General features: G+C 39.6%; 15 protein-coding genes. All 15 read left to right on the top strand.

The annotated features are described in order from the left end of the window. Nucleotides 1-268: hypothetical protein (locus tag BUB56_RS03350; protein ID WP_242946205.1), on the top strand; the 268-nt coding region annotated here is incomplete at its 5' end. Between the two features lie 326 nt (nt 269-594). Further along, nucleotides 595-1,161 (top strand): transcription factor FapR, encoded by a 567-nt coding sequence (gene fapR, locus BUB56_RS03345; protein ID WP_110939967.1) that lies wholly within the window; start codon nt 595-597, stop codon nt 1,159-1,161. Between the two features lie 13 nt (nt 1,162-1,174). Then, nucleotides 1,175-2,185, top strand: coding sequence for a phosphate acyltransferase PlsX (gene plsX / locus BUB56_RS03340; protein WP_110939966.1), 1,011 nt, complete (start codon nt 1,175-1,177; stop codon nt 2,183-2,185). Continuing rightward, nucleotides 2,175-3,173 carry a beta-ketoacyl-ACP synthase III gene (locus tag BUB56_RS03335; RefSeq protein WP_242946204.1) on the top strand — a complete coding sequence of 333 codons (999 nt, stop codon included), beginning with the start codon at nt 2,175-2,177 and terminating at the stop codon, nt 3,171-3,173. The genes plsX and BUB56_RS03335 overlap by 11 nt, the downstream gene beginning before the upstream one ends. Before the next feature lie 20 nt (nt 3,174-3,193). Beyond that, nucleotides 3,194-4,138: an enoyl-[acyl-carrier-protein] reductase FabK gene (fabK, locus tag BUB56_RS03330; RefSeq protein WP_110939964.1), complete on the top strand. Its 945-nt coding sequence runs from the start codon at nt 3,194-3,196 to the stop codon at nt 4,136-4,138. Between the two features lie 12 nt (nt 4,139-4,150). Beyond that, nucleotides 4,151-5,092, top strand: coding sequence for an ACP S-malonyltransferase (fabD, locus tag BUB56_RS03325; protein WP_110939963.1), 942 nt, complete (start codon nt 4,151-4,153; stop codon nt 5,090-5,092). Between the two features lie 17 nt (nt 5,093-5,109). Continuing rightward, nucleotides 5,110-5,853: a 3-oxoacyl-[acyl-carrier-protein] reductase gene (gene fabG, locus BUB56_RS03320; RefSeq protein ID WP_110939962.1), complete on the top strand. Its 744-nt coding sequence runs from the start codon at nt 5,110-5,112 to the stop codon at nt 5,851-5,853. Between the two features lie 28 nt (nt 5,854-5,881). After that, nucleotides 5,882-6,112, top strand: coding sequence for an acyl carrier protein (gene acpP / locus BUB56_RS03315; protein ID WP_110939961.1), 231 nt, complete (start codon nt 5,882-5,884; stop codon nt 6,110-6,112). 103 nt (nt 6,113-6,215) lie between these two features. Then, nucleotides 6,216-7,457 (top strand): beta-ketoacyl-ACP synthase II, encoded by a 1,242-nt coding sequence (gene fabF, locus BUB56_RS03310; RefSeq protein ID WP_110939960.1) that lies wholly within the window; start codon nt 6,216-6,218, stop codon nt 7,455-7,457. Between the two features lie 133 nt (nt 7,458-7,590). Next, complete coding sequence (rnc, locus tag BUB56_RS03305) at nt 7,591-8,301, top strand: ribonuclease III (protein ID WP_110939959.1); 711 nt, start codon at nt 7,591-7,593, stop codon at nt 8,299-8,301. Continuing rightward, on the top strand, nt 8,302-9,384 hold the full coding sequence (locus tag BUB56_RS03300; RefSeq protein ID WP_110939958.1) for an elongator complex protein 3: 1,083 nt from the start codon (nt 8,302-8,304) through the stop codon (nt 9,382-9,384). Between the two features lie 87 nt (nt 9,385-9,471). Then, nucleotides 9,472-13,047: a chromosome segregation protein SMC gene (gene smc, locus BUB56_RS03295; RefSeq protein WP_190014128.1), complete on the top strand. Its 3,576-nt coding sequence runs from the start codon at nt 9,472-9,474 to the stop codon at nt 13,045-13,047. 15 nt (nt 13,048-13,062) lie between these two features. Continuing rightward, nucleotides 13,063-14,202: a signal recognition particle-docking protein FtsY gene (gene ftsY, locus BUB56_RS03290; RefSeq protein WP_110939956.1), complete on the top strand. Its 1,140-nt coding sequence runs from the start codon at nt 13,063-13,065 to the stop codon at nt 14,200-14,202. A gap of 88 nt (nt 14,203-14,290) precedes the next feature. Continuing rightward, nucleotides 14,291-14,668 carry a putative DNA-binding protein gene (locus tag BUB56_RS03285; protein ID WP_110939955.1) on the top strand — a complete coding sequence of 126 codons (378 nt, stop codon included), beginning with the start codon at nt 14,291-14,293 and terminating at the stop codon, nt 14,666-14,668. Nucleotides 14,669-14,680: 12 nt separating this feature from the next. Then, nucleotides 14,681-16,027 carry a signal recognition particle protein gene (gene ffh / locus BUB56_RS03280; RefSeq protein WP_110939954.1) on the top strand — a complete coding sequence of 449 codons (1,347 nt, stop codon included), beginning with the start codon at nt 14,681-14,683 and terminating at the stop codon, nt 16,025-16,027. Nucleotides 16,028-16,039 lie beyond the last annotated feature (12 nt).

The following is a 16,039-nucleotide window of genomic DNA, read 5'->3' as shown; positions in this document are numbered from 1 at the left end:
GAAAAAAATGAAAGACAAGAGAAGACAACAAATAAAAGAGCAAAAGAAAATAGAAAAACTCAAGGAAAAAAATAAGCCTGTCACGTTTAAATGTTTAGACTGTGGAATAGAAGAAGATATTCCAAAAGATGTAGTAGATATTTATGATATTTTTGATGAAGGAGATATAACAGTGCCTCCAAGATTCAGCTGTGAAGTCTGTGGAGGCACTATGGAACCAATTGAATATACTAGTGAGCAAGGAATAACCTATCGGTTAGAAAATTAAGCCTAGCGGCTTAGGTTTTAAAACGCGTCCTTAAGGACGCCTTTTTTATTTTTAAAATACTTTGTGATGTATATAGGTATGCTTCTAATAATTTTTCAAATAATATAGGTGGTATACATAATTTTTTTGTTCCATTACTAATGTTTTATACTCTCTTATTAAATACACTTGCACAGTGAATTTAATTGGATAATATCCTCATTATATCTGTATGAATAGGAATCCTTTGTTATAAATAACAAAAATGGTTGATTTAATCAACAAAATAATATATACTAAATATTAGTATCAGGTACTAATTTTAAGTACTAAAACGAGGTGATTTTATGCCCAGGGGCAAAATATCAAAAGGGGAAAGGCAAACTCAGCTGCTGAGCAAGCTTGAGGAGGACCCTTTTGTAACCGATGAGGAACTATGTGAACACTTTCATGTAAGTATCCAAACTATACGATTAGATAGGCTTGAGTTGGGAATACCTGAATTAAGAGAGCGGGTCAAAAAAGTAGCTGAGAAAAACTATCTAAAGGTTAAAAGCCTTGGAGAAGCAGAAATAATTGGTGAATTAATAGATCTCCACTTGAATCAGAGTGCAATTTCTATTTTAGAGACAACCAAGGACTTGGCTTTTCGCAAGACAAAGGTAGTTCGAGGCCATCACATTTTTGCTATGGCGGAATCCCTAGCCATGGCAGTAATCGATGCTGACGTAGCAGTTACTGGAGTGGCAAACATGAAATATAAAACGCCTGTATTTGCAGGAGAAAAATTGATTGCTAAAGCGGAGGTTGCCCGCATAAGAGGAAATAAATATTTCGTGCATGTTATGATAAGCATAAGACAAGAGCAGGTTTTTAGGGGAAAATTTATCCTGGTATCTATTGAAGAGAAATAGAGAGGTGGATATGATGAGAATTGCCGTGGATGCAATGGGAGGAGATCATGCTCCTTATGAGATCGTCAAAGGAGCTGTTGAAGCACAAAAGGAACTAGGTGTAGAAATCATTTTGGTAGGAGATCAAGGACAAATAGAAAGCGAGCTAAAAAAGCACGATGTGCATATAGAAAAAATTCGCATTCATCATACAACAGAGACCATTACTAACGATGATAAACCTGTATATGCAGTAAGACACAAAAAAGACTCCTCTATGGTTGTAGGATTGAATTTGGTTAAAGAAGGAAATGCAGATGCTTTTGTTTCCGCTGGAAATACCGGTGCATTATTGGCTGGAAGTTTGTTTCGGTTGGGAAGAATTAAAGGTATAGATCGCCCGGCTATCGGGGCACCTTATCCTACACAAAAGGGAATATCCTTATTGGTGGATGCGGGAGCCAATGCGGAATGTAAGCCTAGAAATCTTCTGGAATTTGGAATCATGGGGCAAATCTATGCAGAAAAGGTCTTACAGATTGAAAAACCTGGTATTGGGCTAGTGAATATTGGTGCAGAAGAAGGAAAAGGAACAGAGGTCATTAAGCAAGCTTATGAGCTTTATAAAAAAAACAGCCTAAATTTCGTAGGCAACGTAGAAGCTAGAGAGTTATCCAGAGGTGCAGCTGATGTGATTGTATGTGATGGATTTGTAGGAAATGTAGTTTTAAAGCTGACTGAAGGTGTAGCCATGGTAATCATGGATATGCTGAAGCAGCAGCTAAAGAAGAATTTTATCACAAAAATAGGAGCAGCAATTTTGATGCCTGCCCTGAAAAGCTTTAAAAAAGAATTAGATTACACAGAATATGGCGGCGCTTTGATGTTGGGAGTTAATGGAGCAGTGGTTAAGGCCCATGGAAGTTCCAATGCCAAGGCAGTAAAAAACGCAATACGCCAAGCTAAAAGCTTTGTAGAGCATGGGGTAATTCAGTCGATTGTCCAAGAGCTTGAAAGAATAGGAGATGACAAAAATGCTGATTAGTCTAAAGTCCGTTGGCATATTAGGCATAGGCAGTTGCTTGCCGGAAAAAGAAGTTACGAATTTCGATTTAGAGAAAATGGTAGATACTACAAATGAATGGATTATTGAGAGAACAGGAATTAAAGCCAGACGTGTTGCTGATGAGAATATAGCAACCTCTGATTTAGCTACTGAAGCAGCTATTAGGGCCTTAAAAGATGCTAATGTAAGTGCAGAAGAAATTGACTTAATTATTGTAGCTACAATCACTCCGGATATGGCTTTTCCTTCAACTGCATGTATGGTTCAGAAAAACATCGGTGCCATTAAGGCTGCTTCCTTTGATTTAGAGGCAGCATGCTCAGGATTCCTGTATGGAGTTGCCATAGGAAAACAATTTATTGCTACGGGTACTTATCATAAGGTCTTGGTAATAGGGGCAGAAACTATGTCTAGGATTGTAGATTGGAGCGACAGAAATACGAGCATTTTGTTTGGAGACGGAGCAGGAGCAGTAGTTCTGGGTGAAACGGAGGAAGGAAAAGGAGTACTATCAACTTATATGGGCTCCGACGGAGAAGGGGGCAAATTTTTATCTCTGCCGGCAGGAGGATCCAGAATGCCTTCGACTTTTGAAACTATCCGGGAAGGGTTAAATTATGTAAAAATGGATGGCAGTGAAGTCTTCAAATTTGCAGTGAGAATCATGGGTAAAGCTGCTGAAGAAGCCATAAAGCTAAGTGGCCATCAGCTGCAGGATATTGATTATGTAGTACCTCATCAGGCAAATATCCGAATTATTGAGGCTGCAGCAAAAAGGCTTAAAATGCCCTTAGATAAAGTTCATGTGAATCTAGAAAAATATGGAAATATGTCAGCGGCGTCCGTTCCAGTTGCATTAGATGAGGCAATTAAGGAAGGGAAAATTAAGAAGGATGATATGGTTGTTTTAGTAGGCTTCGGAGCCGGTCTTACTTGGGGGTCTTGTGTAATCAAGTGGAATAAGTAATCGATTTGAGAGGTGAAGCTATGATATCTTCTAGGATTAGTGATTTATTAAATATTCGTTATCCGATTTTGCAAGGTGGTATGGCATGGATTGCCACTGCGGAGCTAGCTGCTGCAGTTTCCAATGCCGGAGGTTTAGGAATTATTGCTGCTGGTAATGCACCGGTAGAATTTGTAGAGAAAGAAATCAGCAAAATTAAGAAACTTACAGATCAGCCCTATGGAGTTAACGTAATGCTGCTGTCTCCCTTTGCAGATGAAATTATGAAGCTAATAATAAAGGAGGGTGTTCCTGTAATAACCACAGGAGCAGGAAATCCTGGAAAATATATGCCACGTCTCAAAGAGCGGCAAATAAAAGTAATCCCTGTAGTGCCCTCGGTAGCGCTGGCCCAGCGGGTTGAAAAGATTGGTGCCGATGCAGTTATAGTTGAAGGTACAGAGGCTGGTGGACACATTGGTGAATTAACTACTATGGCTCTGGTACCCCAGGTAGTAGATGCTGTGGATATTCCGGTTATTGCTGCCGGCGGAATTGCTGATGGAAGAGGATTGCTGGCTGCATTGGCCTTAGGGGCAGAGGGCGTACAAGTGGGAACAAGGTTTGTGTGTGCAACAGAATGTACTGCCCATGACCGTTATAAAGAAGCCATATTGAAGGCTAAGGATCGGGATACGGTAGCAACTGGCAGAAGTACGGGACATCCCGTTAGAATCTTAAAAAATAAATTAGCTAAAGAATTTGACAGATTGGAGAAAAGTGGTGCATCCAGTGAGGAATTAGAGAATCTTGGAGTGGGCAGATTGAGAATGTCGGTAGTAGATGGCGATGTGGACAATGGATCTGTTATGGCAGGTCAAATTGCAGGGATGATTAAGGATATTAAATCCTGTAAGGAAATCATTGAAGAAATGATTGCAGAGGCAGTGAAATCTAGTGAACGAATTCAACATCTATTGAAATAAGGAGTGTATAGGATGCGGAGGATAGCGTTTATTTTTCCCGGACAGGGAGCCCAGTATGTGGGCATGGGAAAAGATATTGTAGAGAAATACGAAATTGCAGCAGATATTTTCACAAAAGCCAGTAATGCTGTAGGCTATGATATGAAGAAGCTATGTTTTGAGGGACCTGAAGAAGAGCTGATTAAGACGGAAAACACACAGCCGGCTATTCTTACTACCTGTATCGCTATAGCCAAAGTCTTGGAAGATAAGGGGATTAAGGCGGATGTTAGTGCAGGGTTGAGTCTGGGTGAGTACGCTGCCCTGGTAGTATCCGGTGCACTTTCCTTTGAAGATGCAGTCGCCTTGGTCAAGAAAAGAGGAAGATATATGCAGGAAGCAGTGCCTATTGGGAAGGGCGCAATGGCAGCTATTCTGGGAATGGAAAGAAATACGCTGCTTCAGGTTTTAAAGCAGGTTCAGTCTGAAGGCATCGTAGAGGCTGCCAACTTTAACAGTCCCGGACAGATTGTTATATCAGGTGAGGTTAAGGCAGTAGAAAAAGCCTGTGAAGCCGCAAAGGAAGCGGGAGCTCTAAAAGCAGTACTATTGCCTGTAAGTGCACCATTTCACTGTTCCATGCTGATCCCCGCAGGTGAAAAACTGGCAGGAGACTTGGATAGAATAACTATCAATGAATTACATATTCCTGTGATTGCTAATGTGAATGCAGATTATTATCAGAATAAATGTCAAGTAAATGAATTGTTGATAAAACAGGTAAGTCATTCAGTATTATGGGAGGATACCATGCTGCGTATGTTAGAAGATGGCGTCAATACCTTTATAGAAATGGGGCCTGGAAAGTCACTGAACCAATTCTTAAAGAAAATACTTAAGAAATCTAAGCACAACGCAGAGGTTTACAGCATAGAGGATGGAGAATCCTTAGAAACAGTTTTAAACAGCTTGTAGAAAGAGGAGGTAGAAAAATGGATTTTGCAGGAAAAACGGCTATTGTCACTGGAGGCTCTAGGGGAATTGGCAAAGCTATTGCATTAAAACTGGCTCAATTAGGTGCAAATATTGCGGTGAATTATACAAGTAAACCTGAGGAAGCTGAAAAAGTTGTGACAGCGATCAAGGAAATGGGAAGAGATGCCATTGCAATTAAGGCTGATGTTTCTAACGGGGAAGATGTGCAGCAGCTTATCGATGAAGTAGAACGTCACTTCCCAACCATAGATATATTGGTCAATAATGCGGGAATTACTAGAGATACGCTGTTAATGCGTATGAAAGAAGAGGATTGGGATCAAGTAATTGCCATCAATTTAAAGGGAACTTATAACTGTACAAAAGCAGTTACGCGAAAAATGATGAAGCAGAAGAGCGGAAAGATTGTGAATATCGCCTCAATCGTTGGTGTGATGGGTAATATCGGGCAATCCAACTATGCTGCTTCTAAGGCTGGCATTATTGGATTTACGAAATCTGTAGCAAAGGAATTGGCTACAAGAGGTATTAACGTTAACGCAGTTGCTCCAGGGTTTATTCAGACGGATATGACGGAAGTTTTATCAGAGGAAGTTAAAGAATCCTTAATGACCCATATTCCCATGAAACAGCTAGGGACCCCTGATGATGTGGCAAATGTAGTGGCTTTTCTATGTTCTGAGAATGCAAGATATATAACCGGGCAGGTGCTTAATGTAGACGGCGGAATGGTTATGTAATAGAACTATTTGAGGGGAGGTGAAATAAATGGTATTTGATAAGGTAGTAGAAATTATTGCTGAGCAGCTTGGCTTAGACAGCACAGAGGATATTACACCACAAACTTCTTTAATGAAGGACCTAGAAGCAGATTCTTTAGATGCTGTAGAAATCATCATGGCCCTTGAGGATGAATTCGGCGTTGAAATTCCTGATGAAGAAGCTGAAAAATTTAAGAATATCGGCGATATTGCAAGTTATATTGAGGAAAACAAATAATAAAAGTCCCGACTATAAAAGTCGGGACAAATAATATCATTCAATAAAATGGAATTATTCATTTAATATAGATCATCAATTGAAAATGTAGGAGGGTTATACTGTGAAAAAACGTGTAGTCGTAACAGGAATAGGTGCAATTACGCCTATTGGTATTGGAAAAGATGATTTTTTTAATGCATTAGAGAATGGTGTAAGTGGTTTAGGCCCTATAACAAAATTTGATGCTTCAGATTATGATACCAGAATTGCTGCAGAAGTAAAGGGCTTTGAGCCAACGGCATATATAGACAAAAAAGAAGCAAAGAGAATGGATCGTTTTACCCAATTTGCTGTGGCTGCTTCAAAGCTGGCCATAGAGGACGCGAAGCTGGACACAGACGGAATTGATCAAAACCGGTTTGGCGTTGTGCTGGGATCCGGAATAGGTGGGATTGAAACTTTAGAAAAAGAATATGAGAAATTGGCAACTAAGGGACCTGGTCGGGTAAGTCCGTTCTTTATTCCAATGATGATCTCCAATATTGGGGCTGGGCAGGTTTCTATGACATTTGGAGCTAAAGGACCCAATACAACCGTAGTAACTGCCTGTGCATCCTCTACAAATTCTGTTGGGGAAGCCTTCCGAATTATCCAAAACGGTGAAGCAGATGTGATGATTACCGGCGGAGCAGAAGCCTCTATTACACCCTTGGCTATAGCAGGGTTTTGTGCTATGAAAGCCATGTCTACCAGAAATGAAAATCCACAGAAGGCATGCAGCCCTTTTGATATCAACCGGGATGGATTTGTTATGGGTGAAGGGGCGGGAATACTGATCTTAGAAGAATTAGAGCATGCGGTCAAACGTGGTGCACCAATCTACGCAGAAATGGTTGGTTATGGAATGAGTGCCGATGCTTATCATATTACTGCACCGGCACCGGGTGGAGAAGGAGCCGCAAGATCAATGATGAATGCCCTTAAGGATGCAGGATTATCTCCTAATGATGTTGATTATATCAATGCCCATGGAACATCAACACCTTATAATGACAAATTTGAAACCTTGGCAATTAAATCCGTATTTGGGCAGCATGCTTATGAATTGGCTGTAAGTTCTACAAAATCTATGACAGGACATTTGTTAGGGGCAGCCGGCGGTATAGAGGCCATTGCATGTATTATGGCTATTACGAAGAGTATTGTACCACCAACGATCAATTTAGAAAATCCGGACCCTGAATGTGATTTGGACTATGTGGCCAATAAAGCAAAACAAAAAGAGGTAAGTGTAGCCCTATCAAATTCTCTGGGTTTTGGTGGGCACAATGCCACAATCGTTTTGAAAAAATATGTAAGATAAAAGAGAATCTGTTGGATTCTCTTTTCTGTCTTAGAGGACGCAGGTTGAAATGATGCTTTTAAAATGAGGGGAAAAAGTGTAAAATATATAGAGAATATGAATAATTTGTATAACACAGGTCGGGAGGCTTTACATGCTTAGCAAAAGTTGTACTACCAATGAAACCATGCGGGAACTTGAAGAAAAGATTGAGTATTATTTTCGGGATATTCATTTGCTGTCAGAATCCCTCACCCATAGCTCTTATGCTAATGAAAACAAGAAAAAAAATATAGCATATAACGAGAGGCTTGAATTCTTAGGAGATGCTGTTTTGAGTATTGTAATTAGTGAGTACCTGTATAATAAGCTCAATACATTTCAGGAAGGAGAGCTTACTAAAATTAGGGCAAGTATCGTATGTGAACCGTCCCTTGCCAATTGCTCAAAGAAGCTAAATATTGGAAAATATATTCGGCTAGGAAAAGGCGAAGAAGTAACAGGAGGAAGAGAAAGGGTGTCTATCTTGGCTGATGCCTTTGAAGCGGTCATCGGAGCTATTTATTTAGATGGTGGCCTTGGACAAGCTCAAAAATTTATTCTAAAAAGTTTAAAGGATACAATTGAGGATGCAATTAGCGGGAGAGTCTATCAAGACTATAAAACCCATCTTCAGGAATATATTCAAAGCGAGAATTCAGAGAAAATCGTATACGAAGTGATTTATGAAGAAGGACCTGATCATAATAAAACTTTCCATGTTCGCGTGAAGGTAGGCGACAAAATCCTGGGAACGGGAGTAGGGAGAAGCAAAAAAGAAGCAGAGCAAAGCGCTGCAAAAGAAGCCTTGAAAGAGGTACTATAAATGGGAAAAGGACATTATATTATACCTATTTTCGTACCTCATCACGGATGTCCCCATGACTGTGTATTTTGTAATCAGAAAAGAATAACAGGACACACAGAAGAAATAACTGGCGAAATGGTTGAGGATCAAATCCGGCAATTTTTGAAGACCATAGAGCCAAATCCTGAGAAAACTGTAGAGGTTGCCTTTTATGGCGGCAGCTTCACCGGGATTGATGCCCATCACCAAGAGCAGCTGCTAGCTGCTGCATTTCAGTGGAAGCAAAAAGGGATGATACAGGAAATCCGACTGTCTACCAGACCTGACTACATCGATGAATCGGTTTTACGCAGACTCACCTCCTTCGGAGTTAATATTGTTGAGTTAGGTGTACAATCCATGGTACCAGATGTCTTAAAGGCAAGCTGTCGAGGACATACCCCTAAAGATGTTATTAATGCCGTTAAGATGATAAAAGCTTGGGGGATCCGTATTGGACTGCAGATGATGATTGGACTGCCTGGAGATAGTTTTGATCAATGCATGTATACGGCAGATCAAATCATTGAGCTGTCTCCAGACTTTGTGAGGATTTATCCCACATTGGTGATAAAAGATACCGATTTGGAGGTATTATACCGAAAAGGATTTTATGAACCTTTGACCCTGGAGCAAGCCCTTCAGTATGCTGAAACGCTTGTGTTGAAATTTCTAAAATTTGATATTCCAATCATTCGGTTAGGACTTCAGCCTACGGAGGATGTAACCCTGGGCAAGGCTGTTATTGCGGGACCTATACATCCTGCTTTTAGACAATTGGTTGAGAGCCGAATCTACAGACATATGCTGGAGATAATCTTCCAAACCCGTGGCCAGATCATTCATCGGGCTCTCCTAGAGATACAGGGGAATGATCGAGATATTTCTCCATTAGTCGGCCACAAAAGGAGTAATCTCGTTGAGCTTCAGAAAACCTTTGAAATAAAAGGGATTAAGATCACAAGAAACAATGAATTATCTAAAGGGACCATTCGTATTATTGTCAATGAAAAAGAGCGTATCTTATACAGTATGAAAGATTATGCTTTCAATACAGTTTAAAGCCTATCCTTTGGATGGATAGGTTTTAAACTGTATTGTATTCCTATTTGAGCGTCATGGATAAATGAAAGAAGCGGGGGGCTTGGCTTGTATCTTAAAAAAGTAGAAATTCATGGATTTAAATCCTTTGCTGATAGAATAGAAGTAGAATTTGAGAAAGGGGTCACAGGTATAGTAGGACCCAATGGAAGCGGAAAGAGCAATATTTCAGACGCAGTACGCTGGGTATTGGGAGAACAGAGCGCAAAAACCCTTCGAGGCAGCAAGATGGAGGACATCATTTTTGCAGGCACCACTCAAAGAAAACCATTGGGAATGGCAGAGGTATCCTTGACACTGGATAACTCAGAGAATACCCTGCCCATTGACTATGCTGAGGTTACGGTAACCCGAAGAGTATATCGGTCAGGAGAAAGCGAGTATCTGATTAATAGGACTCCCTGCAGGTTAAAGGATATTCGGGAAATGCTGATGGATACGGGAATAGGGATAGATGGCTATTCTATTATTGGTCAAGGGCGAATCGATGAAATCCTCAGCAACAAATCAGAGGATCGCAGGCTTATTTTTGAAGAAGCAGCAGGTATCGTCAAGTATAAAACCAGAAAAGAAGAAGCGGAAAAGAAGCTGGAAAATACCAATCAGAACCTGACAAGAGTCGATGATATCATACAAGAGTTGGAAAATCGGATTGAGCCTTTACGCGTCCAAAGTGAAAAGGCTAAAAATTATATTGAGCTTAAGGAAGCATTAAAGAATATTGAGATAGGCTTATATGTTTATGAACTGGAAGATCTAAAAAATAAGATTGATACCCTGAAGGAACAGGAAACGGTTATCCTTGGACAATTGGAGAACTACATTCAGGATAAAAAACAAATTGACGAGCAGCATAAAGTGTTAAAAATAGAATTAGAGTCTTTAGAAAACAGAATACAGCAGCTGCAAAGCAATATATTTGAGACAGCCAATCACCTGGAAAAAAAAGACGGTGAAATTAGTCTATATAAAGAGAAAATTTCTAATGTTACTGAGTATGTCTCAAGACTGAATATTGAGATTAGTCAAATCGACAATGAAAAAAAATCAATTGAAGAACAGTTAAGTATAAAGTTGCAGGAATTAGAAGCCTATCGAAATCAACTAAGTCTTGGGAAACGGGAAGTCTATGAAAAGGAAAGAGAATTAGATCAGTTCACCCAACTATTAGTAAAGCATCAACAAGATATCGATCATTCTACAGGAAATATGATCGAACTGCTGAATCTCAGTGCAAATAAAAAAAGTGAAATGAATAGTCTCCTTTCACTGCAGGGGAATTTAGCCAAGCGATGCCAGCAACTTTATGCAGAAATAGAAGATATCAAAAAAAATCAACAAAATGTCGCAGTAAATATTGAAAAGGCCCTCGATTGTTTGGAAATGAAAGGCAAACAATTTGAAGCTCAGAAGAAAGGGTTAGGTGAAATAAAGGAAAAATTAAGCCAATTAAGACTTCAAACCATAGAAATAAAGAAAAAGTGGGATTTTTCCAAGCATAAAATGCAGGAAAAGCAAACGAAGCAAAGACTATTGACAGAGATGCAAAAAGATTATGAGGGTTTTCATAAGAGCGTAAAAACCACCCTTCAGGAAACCCGGAAAGATAAAACCTTGGGTGAAAATATCTATGGGGTTGTGGCGGAACTCATAGAAGTTCCAAAGGAGTTTGAGGTGGCTATTGAGGTAGCATTAGGAAGCTCTCTGCAAAATATCGTATGTCAAAGAGCTGAAGATGCAAATAGGGTGATTCGTCATTTGAAGAAAAATAATCTGGGACGGGTAACTTTTTTACCTATAGAGAGTATAAGGGCAAATAGCTTTCCAAGTACCATTGCAAGAGAAGATATAAAAAAAATGAAGGGTTTTATGAGGTATGCCAGTGAAGCCATTGGTTATGATTCCTATTATAAAGATATTTTTCAATACCTTCTGGGAAAAGTAATATTGGTTGATCATATCGAAAATGGTATCCTTATTGCTAAGGCTACAGGGCATAAATTTAAGATTGTATCGCTGGAAGGGGATATTATTAATCCTGGCGGGGCAATTACCGGGGGAAGCTATCACTCGAAAACTGTAAACTTTCTCAGCCGAAAAAGGGAAATTGATGAATTGGAACAGGAAATATCCCAGGAACGAATAAATTTTGAGAATTATGAACATCAGTATGTTCATAATGAGTCCCTCATTCGAAGCCTGGAGGACAAAATTCAAATAGAGGAACAGTTATTAAAAGATGTAGAGATACAAGTGATCCATGAAAAAAATACATTTGAACAATTAAGAAAAGAAGAAAAGATGTATGTTGATCAGATAGAGAAGAGTGAAAAAGAGATACAACAGCTTATGGGCGAACAGGAAAATATCACAAAGGCTCTGGCGCAAAAAGAATTGGAAATCGAGGAATTGCAACTAAATCAAGACAGGCTTCAACAATCGGTTTCTGCAGATAAGGACCAATTTGATATTAAAAAGAACAAGCGGGAAGAGATGTCTCAGCAGTTGACTGAGATAAAAATAAGAATGGCGTCACTAGAACAACAAACACAAAATTTGGAGCATCAAATTTTAGAGATTAAAAAACGAAGTACAGAAGCCATTGATATAAAGTCAAAAAAGAAGGTCGAAATTGAAGCTTTGCAGCAGAATAAGCTGTCTTATGAAAAAGAATTGGAAAAGTTGGATATCGAAAGCAAAGATCTCGATGTTTTGAAGCAACAGTATGAATTTAATCTTGCACAGCTAAGGGCAGAAAAAGCAGAAATAGGTAAAAAATTTGATATCGTCGCTGAACAATTAGAAAAAATCAGTGAAATCACCAGCGAGCTGCAAGACAGCCGCTATAAGATTGAAGTAAAGCGGACAAGGCTGGAGATTCAGCAGGAATCTTACTGCAATAAGCTTTGGGAAGATTATGAGATTACTTACCTTGAAGCTATGGAATATAAAAATACGGATATTCATCTAGGCGAAGCCACAAAGAAGATCAAAATTCTCAAAGAAAAGATTAAAGAGCTAGGCAGTATCAATATTGATGCCATCCAGGAATATCAAGAGGTAATGGAGCGGTATGGATTTTTGACGAATCAGCGATTTGATTTGATTCATGCAAAAGAATCACTTCATGGTGTTATTAAAGAAATGGAAACCACAATGAAAGAGCAGTTTACTGCCTATTTTGAGATGATTAGGGAGAACTTTGATTTCGTTTTCAAGAAGCTATTTGGCGGCGGAAAAGCTGAGCTGAAACTTGTGGATGAGAATGAAGTTTTAACCACGGGCATCGAAATTAATGCCCAGCCACCGGGGAAGAAGCTTCAGCATTTGTCTTTATTGTCAGGAGGGGAAAGGGCACTGACGGCGATTTCGCTGCTGTTTGCCATATTAAAGGTAAAACCTACGCCTTTTTGTATATTGGATGAAATTGAAGCAGCACTTGATGATGCCAATGTTTACCGTTATGCCGATTTCTTGAAAGAGTTTTCAAAGGACACACAATTTATTGTAGTTACTCACCGAAAAGGTACAATGGAGTGTGTAGATGCTTTGTATGGTGTTACAATGCAGGAATATGGTGTTTCAAAATTAGTATCTGTAAAGCTAACGGATAAAGCCAGCTAAATAGGAGGATAAAAAATGTTCAAGAAAATAATATCGCGGTTCAAAAAAGATGAAGATAAAAATCAAGAGGTGCGAATGGAAGAAAATCTACTGCAAGAAGAGGAAATCCAAGAGGGGGACTATGTGGAAGAAGATTTTGCTGAAGAGGACCTTATCGGGGAGGAATGGCAGGTGGAAGAGGCAGGGGAAGAACCCATTGAAGCTCAGCCGAAAGAAGAGAAGGTGCCGGAAAAATTAGGATTTTTTGCCCGTTTAAAAGAGGGATTAACCAAAACGAGACAGGGTATTGCCGATAAAGTAGATCAAGTATTAAAAACCTATAAAAAAGTAGATGATGAACTATTTGAGGAAATAGAGGAGATACTCATAACCTCCGATGTAGGTGTGAATACAACTATGAAAATCATCGAAAAGCTAAGGACTGAAGCAAAGGAGAGAAAAGTTACAGAGGCTTCTGACTTAAAAGGATTACTGAAGGAAATATTGGTAGAAATACTGGATTATGGTGATGCACATCAGTTGGGAATTCATCCTGCACCGGCAATATTACTTATAGTGGGAGTGAATGGAGTAGGAAAGACTACTTCTATTGGAAAAATAGCACACCGAATAAAAAGCCAGGGAAAAAAGGTATTGCTGGCAGCTGGAGATACTTTTAGAGCTGCAGCGATTGACCAGTTGGAGATTTGGGGTAACCGGGTAGGGGTAGATGTGATCAAGCACCAAGAGGGGGCCGATCCGGCTGCAGTTTTATTTGATGCCATACAGTCAGCAAAGGCTAGAAAAATTGATGTGCTGATTTGTGATACTGCAGGCAGGCTGCACAATAAGAAAAATCTTATGAATGAGCTGGGAAAGGTGAGCAAAGTTTTAGAGCGTGAATATGGCAATGCGACAAAGGATGTTTTGCTGGTTTTAGATGCTACTACTGGACAAAATGCGATACAGCAGGCCAAGACCTTTAAAGAGGTAGTAGATATCAATGGCATTATTCTGACAAAGCTGGATGGAACCGCTAAGGGAGGGGTAGTACTAGCTATTAGCTCCGAATTGAATGTACCTGTAAAATTGATCGGTGTAGGTGAAGGCGTGAACGACCTTCAGGTTTTTGAACCAAAGAGCTTTGTGAATGCTCTGTTTGGCGATGATATTTAAAAAACCGTTGACAAGAAAGTCAATGTAAGGTAGAATTACATGTGTAAAGTAGAAAGCCTTTACACTGGATGAACAAGGGAGTGTTCAGATGTTTGATAAAATGCTCCAAATTAGTCTTTTATACGATTTCTATGGACAATTGTTAACTGAAAAACAACAGGAAGTTGTACAGTTATATTACAACAATGATTATTCCTTGGGAGAAATATCGGAGCAGTTAAATGTAAGCCGTCAAGCTGTATACGATACGATAAAAAGAACTGAAAAAGTGCTGTTCGAATACGAAGAAAAGTTAGGTCTTGTCGAGAAATTTATCAATACACAAAAAGACATAGAGAGAATTCTTGAGATTGTAGAAAAAATAGAGCATCAAATTGGATCGGCAAAAGCTGATCTGAGTGATTTTCGGGAAGAAATAAAAAGAATTAGAACTATTTCTATGGATATATTGGAAAATAGCCCCTAGGGAGGTAAAAAAATGGTTTTTGAAGGGTTGGCGGATAAACTCCAAGGAGCATTGCAAAAGCTGAAGAGCAAGGGCAAACTTTCGGAAAAAGACGTTAAGGAGGCTATGCGCGAAGTTAAGCTGGCTCTTCTGGAAGCAGATGTAAACTTCAAGGTAGTAAAGGATTTTATAGATAAGGTTAAAGATAGAGCTGTGGGGAATGAAGTACTGGAAAGTCTGACTCCGGGGCAGCAGGTAATAAAAATCGTTAACGAAGAATTAACTGCATTGATGGGAACTACTCAAAGCAAAATCACCTTCTCATCAAAGCCTCCTACGGTTATTATGCTGGTAGGGTTGCAGGGTGCAGGAAAAACTACAACCGGTGGAAAACTAGGGGGCTACCTGAAAAAGTCAGGCAAAAGACCTTTGCTGGTAGCTGGAGATATCTATCGGCCTGCGGCTATAAAACAGCTTCAGGTTGTGGGAGGACAGCTGGATTTGCCGGTCTTCACTTTAGGAGATAAAGTAAGTCCTGTCCATATCGCTAAAGCTGGTGTTGAGCATGCAGTTAAACATGGAAATGATTTAGTAATCATAGATACAGCCGGAAGACTTCATATAGATGATCATCTAATGGAAGAGCTTCAAAACATTAAACAAGAGGTAAAGCCTCATGAAATCCTGCTGGTGTTAGATGCTATGACCGGTCAGGATGCAGTAAATGTGGCTGAGATTTTTAATGAAAAGCTGGGAATTGACGGTGTAATCCTTACCAAACTGGATGGGGATACCCGAGGTGGGGCTGCCCTATCCGTGAGGGCGGTTACCAATAAACCAATCAAGTTTATTGGTATGGGAGAAAAATTAAATGAACTAGAGCCTTTCTTCCCAGACCGGATGGCTTCAAGAATCTTAGGCATGGGAGATATCCTAAGTCTAATTGAAAAAGCGCAGGCAAACTTTGATGAGAAAAAGGCAAGAGAACTGGAAAAGAAAATTAAGACCCAGGAATTTACCTTTGATGACTTCTTGGATCAGCTTCAGCAGATGAAGAACATGGGTCCATTGAGCCAGCTTTTGGAAATGATCCCTGGAGCGAATTCGAAACAGTTAAAGAATTTAGAGGTGGATGAGAAAGAGCTTGTTCATATCGAAGCGATCATAAAGTCTATGACAAAGGCTGAAAGAAAGAATCCATCCATCATCAATGGCAGCAGAAGAAAAAGAATTGCCCTAGGCAGCGGTACTACTGTTCAGAAGGTGAATAATCTGCTGAAACAATTTGAACAGACAAAAAAGATGATGAAGCAGTTTACAGATATGGAAAAAGGTATGAAAAAGGGTGGAAAAATGAAATTTCCATTCCTTGGAAGATAAATGACTACCAAC

Origin of the sequence: Geosporobacter subterraneus DSM 17957 (assembly GCF_900142145.1) — a bacterium.
GTDB classification, from domain to species: Bacteria; Bacillota; Clostridia; order Peptostreptococcales; family Thermotaleaceae; genus Geosporobacter; species Geosporobacter subterraneus.
The sequence above is the reverse complement of the archived record's forward strand: the minus strand, read 5'-3'. Positions and strand labels throughout refer to the sequence as shown.